Consider the following 12,916-nt stretch of genomic DNA (forward strand, 5'->3'; position numbering starts at 1 on the left):
GAGACACGCCATGTACCAACACTTTATCGAAGGCCTGCAACGCCTGGGCCGCGCCTTGATGCTGCCGATCGCGATCCTGCCGATCGCCGGCCTGCTGCTGCGCCTGGGCGACACCGACTTGCTCAACATCGCGGTGATGCACGACGCCGGCCAGGCGATCTTCGCCAACCTGGCGCTGATCTTCGCCATCGGCATCGCCGTGGGTTTTGCCCGTGACAACAACGGCACTGCGGGCCTGGCCGGGGCGATTGGTTACCTGGTGATGATCTCCACGCTCAAGGTGATGGACACCACCATCAACATGGGCATGCTCGCCGGTATCGCCAGCGGCTTGATGGCCGGTGGGCTGTACAACCGCTTCAAGGACATCAAGTTGCCGGAATACCTGGCGTTCTTCGGTGGGCGGCGGTTTGTGCCGATTGTCACCGGGTTCAGCGCGGTGGGCCTGGGCGTGATTTTCGGCCTGATCTGGCCCCCGATCCAGCACGGCATCAACAGCTTCGGCGTGCTGTTGATGGAAAGCGGCAGCCTCGGTGCGTTCGTGTTTGGCGTGTTCAACCGCCTGCTGATCGTCACTGGCTTGCATCACATCCTCAACAATATGGCGTGGTTCGTGTTCGGCAGCTTCACCGACCCGGTAACCGGCGCGGTGGTCACGGGCGACCTGACCCGCTACTTTGCCGGCGACCCCAAAGGCGGCCAGTTCATGACCGGCATGTTCCCGGTGATGCTGTTCGGCTTGCCCGCGGCGTGTCTGGCGATGTACCGCAATGCTTTGCCTGAGCGGCGCAAAGTGATGGGCGGGATCTTCCTGTCGATGGCGCTGACCTCGTTCCTCACCGGGGTGACCGAGCCGATTGAATTTGCCTTCATGTTCCTGGCGCCCTTCCTGTACCTGATTCACGCGCTGCTCACCGGCCTGTCGATGGCGGTCACCGACCTGCTGAATATCCACCTGGGCTTTACCTTCTCCGGTGGGTTTATCGACATGGTGCTGGGCTGGGGCAAGTCCACCAATGGCTGGTTGGTGGTACCGGTAGGCCTGGCCTACTCGGTGATCTACTACACGGTGTTCAGCTACTGCATCCGCCGCTTCAACCTGAAGACGCCGGGCCGTGAAGACATCCAGGTGGTGCAGGCTGAAGCGATGAGCGATAACCAGTGTGCGACGGCTTATATCCAGGCGTTGGGTGGTGCTGAGAATCTGCTGAGTGTCGGTGCTTGTACCACGCGGCTGCGCCTGGACATGGTGGATCGCAACAAGGCGGTGGATGCAGAGTTGAAAGCGCTGGGTGCCATGGCTGTGGTGCGGCCGGGTAACGGCGGGAGTTTGCAGGTGGTGGTTGGGCCGATGGCCGATAGCATCGCTGATGAAATTCGCTTGGCGATGCCAGGGTTTGTTGCAGCAGCGCCTGTAGCGGTTGCACCTGTGGATAAGCCGGTGACGGTGAATGTGCAGGAGGCCGCGAAATGGCTGAATGCGCTGGGTGGCCGGGGGAATGTACGGCATCTGGAAGCGGTGGCGATGACCCGGCTGCGGGTGGAATTGGGGGATGATTCGCGGTTGTCTGAGGCTCAGCTCACTGCGCTCGGTTGCCAGGGTGTGAGTCAGCTTGAGAGCGGTGTTTGGCACCTGTTGATGGGTGACAAGGCGTCGGGGTTGGGTGAAGCGTTGGAGCGGTTGGTGACTCGCCGGATCAACGCCTGATTTCCCCTGTGGCGAGGGAGCTTGCTCCCGCTGGGCTGCGCAGCGGCCCCAAAAATCCTGGGAGCGCTTCGCACTCCAGCGGGAGCAAGCTCCCTCGCCACAGAGTGTGGTGTATTCAGTTACTGGTGGGTACTTCGTGTAGATCCAGTACTCGATCCACCATCAACTGAATACCCTCTACCATCCGATGAATCCCCAGCACCGCATCACGGTGCGGGCCGTCGATTTCAAAAGCCAGATTACCCGCCAGTGCCTGTACGGATGCCAGGTCTTGGGAGGCATTGGCGAGCAGGGTTTCGGTGTTCAGACTGGGTAGTACGGTGAAGATCTGGTCGGACGGTGAATCACCAGCTTGGCGGGACTCGGCTTGAGATGAGATTGAACCAGTTAGCAAGTTGTCGCTGATCATCATTAAACTCCATATGGAATAGGCTCCTAGTGACTTTTCAGGCTTGCAGTCCCGGTCACTGAATTGGCAGCGACTCGAGAAGGTTAGTTGTGCGAGTTCCGACGGACAACCTGAAAGGCTTGTCGGAAAGTTCTGAGGCGCTTGCGCCGACGCCATCGCAGGCAAGCCAGCTCCCACATGGGATTGATGTACGGTCTGACAACGGGGTCAAATGTGGGAGCTGGCTTGCCTGCGATTGGCACTTAAAACCAACAAAAAACCCGCTGACCAAACGGGCCCAGCGGGTTTCTTGTTTATACAGCCCACGAATCAAAAATCCGCCAACTGCCACACCTCATACGCCGGAGTCTCATACGGGTGACTGAGTTTCAAAGCAGCCACAGCGGCCACGATCAATTCATCTGCCACCACCAACTCAACCTTCCACTCTTCAACCACTTCAACCTGGCCCACCTGCCCGATAAACGGCTGACTACCGTCCAACGCGCGGAATTGGCCCTGGCCCAGCACTTGCCAGGCGCAGCTGTCGTAGTCGCCGATGCGCCCGCCGCCAGCGGTGAAGACGGCGGTTTTTACCGTCTCCACATGGCTGTCGGGCACGAAGAAGGCGAGCTTGTACACGGCCTTAGTTCACCCACACGCGAGCGTTGCGGAACATGCGCATCCAGGCGCCGTCTTCGCTCCACTCTTCCGGGCGCCACGAGTTTTGCACGGCGCGGAATACGCGTTCCGGGTGCGGCATCATGATGGTAACGCGACCGTCGCGGCTGGTAAGGCCGGTGATCCCGCGTGGCGAGCCGTTCGGGTTGGCCGGGTAGCTTTCGGTGACCTTGCCGTGGTTGTCGACGAAACGCAGGGCTACGGTGCCGGACAGGTCGGCTTCGAGCAGCGCTTCTTCGCTGCTGAATTCGGCGTGGCCCTCACCGTGGGCGATGGCGATTGGCATGCGCGAACCGGCCATGCCCTGCAGGAAGATCGAGTTGGACTCCTGCACCTGCACCATGGCGACACGGGCTTCGAACTGCTCGGAACGGTTACGCACAAAGTGCGGCCAGAACTCGCTGCCCGGGATCAGTTCGCTGAGGTTGGACATCATCTGGCAACCGTTGCACACACCCAGGGTGAAGCTGTCGTTGCGTTCGAAGAAGCCCTGGAACGCGTCGCGGGCACGGCTGTTGAACAGGGCCGACTTGGCCCAGCCTTCACCGGCACCCAGCACGTCGCCGTAGGAGAAACCACCGCAGGCAACCAGGCCTTTGAACTCGTTGAGGTCAACGCGACCGGCGAGGATGTCGCTCATGTGCACGTCGATCGCATTGAAGCCGGCGCGGTCGAACGCTGCTGCCATTTCCACCTGGCCGTTGACGCCCTGCTCACGCAGTACGGCAACCTGTGGGCGAATGCCCTTCTTGATGTAAGGCGCGGCGATGTCCTGGTTGACGTCGAAGCTGAGCATGGTGCTCAGGCCCGGGTTGTCTTCTTCCAGGATCACGTCGAACTCCTGCTCGGCGCAGTCGGCGTTGTCGCGCAGACGCTGGATCTGGTAGCTGGTCTCGGCCCACTGGCGTTGCAGCAAGCGGCGCTGACCGGTAAAGACCGTGTCGCCGTTGAAGGAGATATTGACTTCGCCGTTGTTGATCGGCTGGCCAATCACCGCCACGCACTCGGCCAGGCCAGCGGCGCTGAACTGCGCGAGCACGTCTGGGGTAGCGTCCTGACGCACCTGAATCACTGCACCCAACTCTTCGTTGAACAGGATGCCGTTGATTTCGGCAGCATCCTCGGCAACGCTGTCGAGCACGATGTTCAGGCCGCAGTGACCGGCGAAGGCCATTTCGACAACGCTGGTCAGCAAACCACCGTCGGAACGGTCGTGGTAAGCCAACAGGTGGCCGTCGGCGTTCAGGCCCTGGATCACGGCGAAGAAGGCTTTGAGGTCTTCGGCGTCATCGACGTCCGGGGCCTGCTTGCCCAGCTTGCCGTGGGTTTGCGCCAGGATCGAGGCGCCCATGCGGTTCTGGCCACGGCCCAGGTCGATCAGGATCAGGTCGGTGGTGCCCTTGTCCATGCGCAGTTGCGGGGTCAGGGTCTGGCGGATGTCAGTGACCGGCGCGAAACCGGTAACGATCAGCGACAGCGGCGAAGTCACGCTCTTGTCGGTGCCGTCTTCGTTCCAGCGGGTAGCCATGGACATGGAGTCCTTGCCCACCGGAATGGTGATACCCAGTTCCGGGCACAGCTCCATGCCGACGGCTTTGACCGTGTCGTACAGGCGCGCATCTTCACCCGGGTGGCCGGCAGCGGACATCCAGTTGGCCGACAGTTTGATGTCGGACAGCTTGCCGATACGCGAGGCCGCGATGTTGGTGAGGGTTTCACCAATGGCCATGCGGCCCGACGCCGGAGCGTCCAGCAGGGCCAGCGGTGTGCGCTCGCCCATGGCCATGGCTTCACCGGTGTACACGTCAAAGCTGGTGGCGGTGACGGCAACGTCAGCCACCGGTACTTGCCAAGGGCCGACCATTTGGTCACGAGCCACCAGGCCGGTGATGGTGCGGTCGCCGATGGTGATCAAAAAGCTTTTGCTCGCCACGGCCGGGTGGTGCAGCACGCGTTCGATGCTGTTGGCCAAGTCCAGCGTGCTTGGGTCGAAATCATCGCCCAGTTCAGCTTCACGGTTGGCCGAACGGTGCATACGCGGGGCTTTGCCCAGCAGCACTTCCAACGGCATGTCCACCGGGCTGTTACCGAAGTGGCTATCTGTAACCGTCAGCTGCGGCTCGGCAGTGGCTTCGCCGACCACGGCAAACGGGCAACGCTCGCGTTCGCAGATGGCCTGGAAGCGTGCGAAGTCTTCAGGGCCAACGGCCAGTACGTAGCGTTCCTGGGATTCGTTGCTCCAGATTTCGTGCGGGGCCATGCCCGGCTCGTCGTTTGGAATGTTGCGCAGTTCGAAACGGCCACCACGGTCGCCATCGTTGACCAGTTCCGGGAAGGCGTTGGACAAACCACCGGCGCCGACGTCGTGGATGAAGCTGATCGGGTTCTTGTCACCCAACTGCCAGCAACGGTCGATGACTTCCTGGCAGCGGCGCTCCATCTCAGGGTTTTCGCGCTGTACGGAAGCGAAGTCCAGGTCGGCCGAGCTGGTGCCGGTGGCCATGGAAGAGGCCGCACCGCCGCCCAGGCCGATCAGCATCGCCGGGCCGCCGAGCACGATCAGCTTGGAGCCGACCAGAATCTCGCCTTTCTTGACGTGTTCTTCACGGATGTTGCCCATACCGCCAGCCAACATGATCGGCTTGTGGTAGCCGCGCACTTCATCGCCACGCGGGGTGGTGATGGACTGCTCGAAGGTCCGGAAGTAACCGGTGAGCGCCGGGCGCCCGAATTCGTTGTTGAACGCGGCGCCGCCCAGCGGGCCTTCGATCATGATGTCCAGCGCGGTGACGATGCGCTCAGGCTTGCCGTACGGCACTTCCCACGGCTGTTCGAAGCCCGGGATCTGCAGGTTGGACACGGTGAAACCGGTGAGGCCCGCCTTGGGCTTGGCACCACGGCCGGTGGCGCCTTCGTCACGGATTTCGCCGCCCGAACCGGTGGCTGCGCCCGGGAACGGGGCAATCGCGGTCGGGTGGTTGTGGGTTTCAACCTTCATCAGGATGTGCACCGGCTCCTGCACCGCGCCGTACTGGCGGGTTTCCGGATCCGGGAAGAAGCGACCGGCGACGGAGCCGACGATGACCGAGGCGTTGTCCTTATAAGCCGACAAAACGCCTTCGCTGTGCATCACGTAGGTGTTCTTGATCATGCCGAACAGGCTTTTTTCCTGGCTTTGGCCATCGATGTCCCAACTGGCGTTGAAGATCTTGTGACGGCAGTGCTCGGAGTTGGCCTGGGCGAACATCATCAGTTCGATGTCGTGGGGGTTGCGCTTCAAGCCGGTGAAGGCGTTGACCAGATAGTCGATCTCGTCTTCGGCCAGGGCCAGGCCCAGCTCGGTGTTGGCCTTCTCGAGGGCGGCGCGGCCACCGCCCAGCACGTCAATCGCGGTGAGCGGCTTGGGTTCGGCATGGCTGAACAGGCCGGCAGCCTGTTCCAGCTGGCTGACGATGATTTGGGTCATGCGGTCGTGCAGGCTGCTGGCGATCAGCTCGGCCTCGGCGTCGCTGAACTGCCCGGCGACGTAGAAGGCGATCCCACGCTCCAGGCGCTGGATTTTATCCAGGCCGCAGTTGCGGGCGATGTCGCTGGCCTTGCTCGACCAGGGCGAGATGGTGCCGAACCGTGGCAGAACCAGGAACAAGCGGCCAGTCGGCTCTTGAACGGGAACGCTTGGGCCGTACTTCAGAAGGCGTGCCAGCACTTGCTGTTCGTCGGCGGTCAAGACGCCGGTTACGTCGGCGAAGTGAGCAAATTCAGCGTACAGGCCTGTAACAGCTGGAACCTTCTGGCTCAGTTGCTCAAGGAGTTTGCTGTGGCGAAAGGCAGAAAGGGCAGGAGCGCCGCGCAGGATCAACATCTTCGGGACAGCCTCGGGAAGGGGTGTGCTTTGAGGCCGTGCATTCTAGCGTAAACCTTCGCCAACGGCACCCGAAACGCTACCGGTGGCCGCCGCCGAACGTCAGTTGGCACGCTTTGCCTGCAGTTACGGCGTTATCCAGGGTATTGGGCGCAGTTATTTTAACCGTCACAATCGCTCGCCAAGCCCCGTTTCTGCGGGCTGCAGCACAGTTTTACGCTGGCTAGCAGACAAGTGCGCCGCTGTCGAGATATGGCGCCGTGAGCCGTTTGCGTATACTGCGCAGATGTTCTTCCCAACTGTTTCGCGCCTGCGATGCGCCAAATGGCTCATCGCCACCTTGCTCTTCCTGATGCTCAGTGCCTGTGTTGATAAACCCAGCACACTGGAGCGAATCAAGGAGGATGGCGTATTGCGGGTGGTCACTCGCAACAGTCCCGCTACGTATTTCCAGGATCGCAACGGTGAAACCGGCTTCGAATACGAACTGGTCAAGCGCTTTGCCGACGACCTGGGGGTGAAGCTGGAAATCGAGACGGCCGACAACCTCGACGACCTGTTCAGCCGGCTGGGCAAACCCAACGGCCCGGTACTCGCCGCCGCCGGCCTGGTGAGCAGCGACCAGCGCCAGCAGCAGGTGCGCTTCTCCCACCCGTACCTTGAAGTCACCCCACAGATTATCTACCGCAACGGCCAATCGCGCCCCACCAACGCCGCCGACCTGGTGGGCAAGAAGATCATGGTGCTCAAGGGCAGCACCCACGCCGAGCAACTGGCGGCGCTGAAAAAACAGAACCCGGCCATCGAGTACGAAGAATCCGACGCCGTTGAAGTGGTGGATTTGCTGCGCATGGTCGACGAAGGGCAAATCGACCTGACCCTGGTGGACTCCAACGAAGTGGCCATGAACCAGGTGTACTTCCCCAACGTGCGCGTGGCCTTCGACCTCGGCAATGCCAGCAATCAAAGCTGGGCCGTGGCAGCAGGCGACGACAACAGCCTGCTAAACGAGATCAACAGTTACCTGGACAAGGTCGAGAAGAATGGCACCTTGCAACGCCTGAAGGACCGCTACTACGGGCACGTCGATGTCCTCGGCTATGTCGGCGCCTACACCTTTGCCCAGCACTTGCAACAACGCCTGCCCAAGTACGAGAAACACTTTCGCGCCTATGCCAAGGCCGAGAAAGTCGATTGGCGTTTACTGGCAGCCATTGGTTATCAGGAATCGCTGTGGCAACCCACGGTCACGTCCAAGACCGGCGTGCGCGGCCTGATGATGCTGACCCAGAACACCGCGCAAGCCATGGGCGTGTCCAACCGCCTTGACCCCAAGCAGAGCATCATGGGCGGCGCCAAGTACCTGGCCCGGATCAAGGATGAGCTGGACGACAAGATCGCCGAACCCGACCGCACCTGGTTCGCCCTCGCCGCCTACAACGTAGGCACCGGCCACCTGGACGACGCGCGCCTCCTGGCGAAGAAAGAAGGCCTGAACCCGAACAAGTGGCTGGACGTGAAGAAGATGCTGCCACGCCTGTCGCAGAAGCAGTGGTACAGCAAGACCCGCTACGGCTACGCCCGCGGCGGCGAGCCGGTGCATTTTGTGGCGAACATTCGACGTTACTACGACATTCTTACCTGGGTGACCCAGCCGCAGCTGGAGGGCAACCAGGTGGTGGAAGGCAACCTGCATGTGCCGGGCGTGGACAAGACCAAGCCGCCACAAGACACCCCACAACTCTGATCACGGCAGCCCGCACACTGCAAATCCCTGTGGGAGCCGGGCTTGCCCGCGATAGCGGCCTGACAGTCAAGGTAGTCGGCGCCTGACACACCGCTATCGCGGGCAAGCCCGGCTCCCACATGTGATCATCGTCGCCTTATAGGCCGGTGAGCAGATGGACTACCCCACCCGTCAACACCATCACTGCCGGTATACCCGCTGCCTTTAACGCCGACTCATCCAAACGCCCCGCCTCCCGCAACTGCACCCGCACCCGCGTGAGTGCCACGCGCTGCTGTGACGTGACGTTCCCCTCCCCGCCCAATGCACTCACCACATCGGCCGACAACAGGCTCGGCGTCGTCGGTGCGACCGTCTCGGCCACCAAATCAGGCGTCAGGGCTTTCCAGAACGCCCGCTGCAATTTCTCGAACATGCTCAGTGCTCCACGACAGGTGAGGTTTCAACGGTGGCCGCGTGGTACAGGCGCAGGGCCTCGCGCACTTGGTCGGCTTCTTCCAGGCCCAGCACTTGGCGGGCAATGATCTGGCAGTCGTGCAGGTCCAGTTCGCGCACGGTGGCCTTGATGGTGGGGATCAGCGGCACGCTGACCGACAGCTCATCCACACCCAGGCCGATCAACGCCGGCACAGCAAGGGTTTCGGACGCCAGCGCACCACATACGCCCACCCACTTGCCATGGGCATGGGCCGCCTTGACGGTGATGTCGATCAGGCGCAGGACGGCCGGGTGAAAACTGTCGGCCTGGCTGGCCAGGCGCGGATGGTCGCGGTCCATGGCCAGGGTGTACTGGGTCAGGTCGTTGGTGCCGATGGAGAAGAAATCCACATGGGGCGCAAACACATCCGCCATCAGCGCTGCGCTGGGGACTTCGATCATGATGCCCAGCTTTGGTAACTCGGCCAGCCCGAGGGCCAGCGCCTCTTCTTCGAGCATCTTGCGCGCCAGATGCAGCTCCGACAGCAGGCTGACCATCGGCAACATGATATGCAGCCGCGCCAAGCCTGCACTGGCAAGAATCGCACGCAACTGTTCACGCAGCAGTTCGGGGCGTTCCAGGCACAGGCGGATACCGCGCAGGCCAAGGAATGGGTTGGTCTCGCTTTCCATCGGCACATAGGCCAAGGGTTTATCGCCGCCCACATCCAGGGTACGTACCACCAGATTACGCTCGGGGCCGAGGGCGCGGGCGATGGCGCTGTAGGTGTCGGCCTGCTCCTCTGCGCTCGGGGCACGGTTGCGTTCCAGGTAGAGGAACTCCGAACGCAGCAGACCCACGCCTTCAGCGCCCAGGGTCAGTGACTGTTCCACTTCCTGCAATGAGGCGACGTTGGCTGTGACCTCGACGTGGTGACCGTCGCGGGTGACCGCCGCCTGTGAGGCCTGTGCCACTTCACGCTGCAGCCGTAGCTTTTGCTGTTGACGAACCGCCTGCAGTTGCTCGATTTCAGCCAGGTTCGGCTCCAGCTGCAGCTCGCCTTTGTCGGCGTTGAGCAGTACCCGCTTGCCGTTGGCCAAGGCCAATACTTGACTGGGTACGCCGCAAAGGGATGGCAGGCCGAGGGCCCGGGCGAGGATGGCCACGTGGCTGGTAGCGCCACCGGCGACCGTGACGAAGCCCAGCACTTTGCTGGTATCCAGGCCGGCGGTTTGTGAGGGGGTCAATTGTTCGGCGACCAGAATGGCGCACTCCGGCAGCTCCATGGAACGCTCCGGCACCCCCAGGATCAACTTGAGCACGCGCTGGCCGACGTCGGCCAAATCCGCCGCACGCTCAGCCAGCAGCGTTTTACCCAAGCCTTCGAAGAGCCTGGCGGTCGCCACCGTGGCCGTATTCCAGGCAAAGGCCGCGCTCTTGCCTTCGGCCAGCAGGCTATGGGCTTGTTCAAGCAGGGTCGGGTCTTCGAGCAGTTCCTGGTGGGCGCGGAAGATCTCGGCCTGGGCACTGCCGGCCGCCTTGGCCTGCAACGCTTGCAGCGCCTCGTTTGCCGCCCGCAGGCCACGGGCCAATGCGGTACGTTCGAAGGTTTCTCCGGCACCGGCTTCGGGAATCTCAAGCGCCGGTTCAGCCACTTGGACAACCTGGCCGAACGCCGAGCCCGGCGACGCGCAGACGCCTCGCAACACGGACGCAGAAGACGCAGGCGTGGCGGGCTCGTTGATCGCCTCGACCGCTACCGGCAGCGTCTCGCCACAGCCGTCGAGCAGCAACGCCACCAGCGCCTGGATTGCCGCCTCGGCATCTTCCCCCGCCGCGCTCACTTGCACGCTGTCGCCCTGGGAGGTCTGCAGCGCCATGATCGCCACAAGCGACTTGGCATTGGCGCTCAGGGTTTGCTTGTGCAGGAAAATGCTGGAACTGAACCCCTTCGCCGCCTGGGCAAACACCGCCGCAGGGCGGGCGTGCAGGCCGCTGGCATTGGGCAATGTCACTGGCTTGGAAAACAGCGCATTGCCCTCTTCCTCGTCCACCTCAGCGGGCATCGGCCCCGGTGAGACCTGCACCAGAGGCTGGCCGGACTCCACCAGCGCCTGACCGGCCACCAATGGCACAAACGGCTCGCCGCTCACAATGAGCATCAAGGTCAGCAGGCTACGTGCATTGAGCGCCACATAATCGGCATCGAACTCGATCAGCGGCTGCCCGGCCTCCACCCGCTGGCCCTCCTCGACCAGCCGGGTGAAGCCCTGGCCTGCCAGGTTCACGGTGTCCAGGCCAATATGCAGCAGCACCTGCACTCCGTTATCGGCGGTGACACTGACGGCGTGTCCGCTGTCCTGAATATTGCTGATCACCCCGGCCAACGGCGCGCAGAGGGTCTGCGAGGTGGGGTCGATGCACAGGCCATCGCCAATCACGCGGCCGGAAAATACCGGGTCGGGGACCTGATCCAGCGCCAGCAAACCCCCGGACAAGGGTGCCAGCAGTTCCAGGGGTTGAGATGTGGTCATGACTTCACCTGTTTGTGTTGTTCTTTAAAAATCATTGAGTCGATGCAAGGATGAGGATGACGAAGATCAAAGGTGGGAGCGGGCTTGCTGTGGCGAGCAAGCTTGCTTGCGCTGGGGTGCGAAGCGCCCCCAAAAGCCTGCGACTGCTGCGCAGTCGAGCGGGAGCAAGCTCCCTCGCCACAGCAAGCCCGCTCCCACACGAGCCCGGCTTACTTCCACCAATATTCGACCTGCACACCGACGTTCGACCCATGCCGCGCCGTGCCATAGGCGCCGGTGTCGGACAACGCCGAGCCCGCCGCCAGCTCATTGGCCGCACGCTTGGCCGCTTTGTTCCAGGACGCATAGGTGTAATACAACCGCACTTCCGGCCGCGCCCAGAACTCAGGACCTTTGGGCGACCAGGTCGGGGCGAAGGTAAATTTGCTCAATTTGCGCGTACCGCCGGTGGCCTCGACCTGATCGTGCCCCAGCTCAGTGACCAGTTTGAATTGCTCGCTGAGCGCATACGCAGGACGCACACCGAGCGACATCCAGTTCTGGTCCTGACGCCCTGGGCGCACATCTTTCTGGTACACCGCCTCGACTTGCCCGCCGAAACGCGGGGTCACTTGCCAATCAAAGAACTCCACGGCGCGGTAACTTTTGCTGCTTTTGTCCAACGTGGTATTGCCGGTGTAACCCAGACCGGTGCCGGGGCCTTCGCCGTACTGCAGGGCAAACTTGTTCTTGCCACCCAGGAAGGCCGCTTGTACATGCTGCGCCGTCAGCGCCCAGCCACTGTTGGTGTCACGCCCACCGGCCTTGGCGATGTAGCTCAAGCCAAGTTCCAGTTCGCCACCGGGGTTGGTCTTGAAACCTGCGACGTTGAAGTCGTGACGGGTGGCGTACTCCTTCTGGTACAGGTTGTCCTTGCGCGACAGGGCGTAGCTGTATTTCAAGCCGCCGATCAACACGTCCTCGATCCCGCCACCGGTGGCGCTCTGGTTCCAGTAGTAGAAGTCGGAAATATGGATGTCGTTACGTTTGTAGTAACGCCGCCCGGCCCACAGCGAACCGCCATTGAGACTGGGCAGGTTGGACCATTGCGCATACATCTGCGGCATGCGCGCCGAGCCATTGTTTTCACCCTGGAACTTCAGGGCACGGTCGTACTTGTTATAGAGGGAAGCCATGGCATCGACGCTGAACACCGAACCGTCATCGAGGGTCAGCAAATCCTGACGCAGTTCCAGCTCGGCGTACTGCTCGCATTCGTTGCCCAAGCGGTACTTGGTTTGCGCACCCGGCAGTTGGAAACATTGCTGCTTGCCGCTGCCCGTTGACGTGCCCGCGCCGCTGCGCAAATACCCGGCAAATTCCAGGGCTTGGGCGCCGAAAGGCACCGTGAGGCAGGAAGCAATAAGGCCCAGTTTTATTGTTGTTTTCATGAAGTGCTCCTTTTATTTTTATTGTTTTTTCTTGCTGTCTTGCGTGACGCGATCACCTGTAGGAGCGAGCTTGCTCGCGAAGAATTTGCAACCTCCACGCAACACCTGGAGGGGCGCGTTAGCGTTGGCGATCTTCGCGAGCAAGCTC

8 protein-coding genes are annotated in these 12,916 nt (G+C 61.9%); 2 read left to right on the forward strand and 6 right to left on the reverse strand.

Features of this window, described 5'->3' with window-relative positions:
- Window positions 1-10: 10 nt before the first annotated feature.
- Window positions 11-1,708: an N-acetylglucosamine-specific PTS transporter subunit IIBC gene (nagE, locus tag ACP7CZ_RS15900; protein ID WP_294152649.1), complete on the forward strand. Its 1,698-nt coding sequence runs from the start codon at window positions 11-13 to the stop codon at window positions 1,706-1,708.
- Between the two features lie 115 nt (window positions 1,709-1,823).
- On the opposite strand, the gene ACP7CZ_RS15905 is transcribed toward nagE, so the two are convergent.
- The 3 genes from ACP7CZ_RS15905 to purL form a co-directional block, all read right to left on the reverse strand.
- Window positions 1,824-2,117, reverse strand: coding sequence for a DUF6124 family protein (locus ACP7CZ_RS15905; RefSeq protein WP_229999976.1), 294 nt, complete (start codon window positions 2,115-2,117; stop codon window positions 1,824-1,826).
- Between the two features lie 309 nt (window positions 2,118-2,426).
- Entirely contained in the window at window positions 2,427-2,738 is a 312-nt protein-coding gene (locus ACP7CZ_RS15910; protein ID WP_047711711.1) for an NGG1p interacting factor 3 protein, NIF3, read from the reverse strand.
- Window positions 2,739-2,742: 4 nt separating this feature from the next.
- Window positions 2,743-6,639, reverse strand: a complete 3,897-nt coding sequence (gene purL / locus ACP7CZ_RS15915) for a phosphoribosylformylglycinamidine synthase (protein ID WP_034128004.1) — start codon at window positions 6,637-6,639, stop codon at window positions 2,743-2,745.
- Window positions 6,640-6,925: 286 nt separating this feature from the next.
- Here purL and mltF point away from each other — a divergent pair, with 286 nt between their 5' ends.
- Entirely contained in the window at window positions 6,926-8,386 is a 1,461-nt protein-coding gene (mltF, locus tag ACP7CZ_RS15920) for a membrane-bound lytic murein transglycosylase MltF (RefSeq protein WP_054897797.1), read from the forward strand.
- A 136-nt stretch (window positions 8,387-8,522) separates the two neighbouring features.
- Here mltF and ACP7CZ_RS15925 read toward each other — a convergent pair whose 3' ends face one another.
- From ACP7CZ_RS15925 to ACP7CZ_RS15935, 3 genes are all read right to left on the reverse strand, one after another.
- Window positions 8,523-8,801, reverse strand: a complete 279-nt coding sequence (locus ACP7CZ_RS15925; RefSeq protein WP_089042370.1) for a PTS transporter subunit EIIB — start codon at window positions 8,799-8,801, stop codon at window positions 8,523-8,525.
- 2 nt (window positions 8,802-8,803) lie between these two features.
- On the reverse strand, window positions 8,804-11,338 hold the full coding sequence (gene ptsP / locus ACP7CZ_RS15930) for a phosphoenolpyruvate--protein phosphotransferase (RefSeq protein WP_089042369.1): 2,535 nt from the start codon (window positions 11,336-11,338) through the stop codon (window positions 8,804-8,806).
- Between the two features lie 209 nt (window positions 11,339-11,547).
- Window positions 11,548-12,768, reverse strand: a complete 1,221-nt coding sequence (locus tag ACP7CZ_RS15935) for a maltoporin (protein WP_054897800.1) — start codon at window positions 12,766-12,768, stop codon at window positions 11,548-11,550.
- Between the last annotated feature and the right edge of the window lie 148 nt (window positions 12,769-12,916).

The sequence above is a fragment of the Pseudomonas sp. DWP2-2 genome (assembly GCF_049897065.1).
GTDB classification, from domain to species: Bacteria; Pseudomonadota; Gammaproteobacteria; order Pseudomonadales; family Pseudomonadaceae; genus Aquipseudomonas; species Aquipseudomonas paracarnis.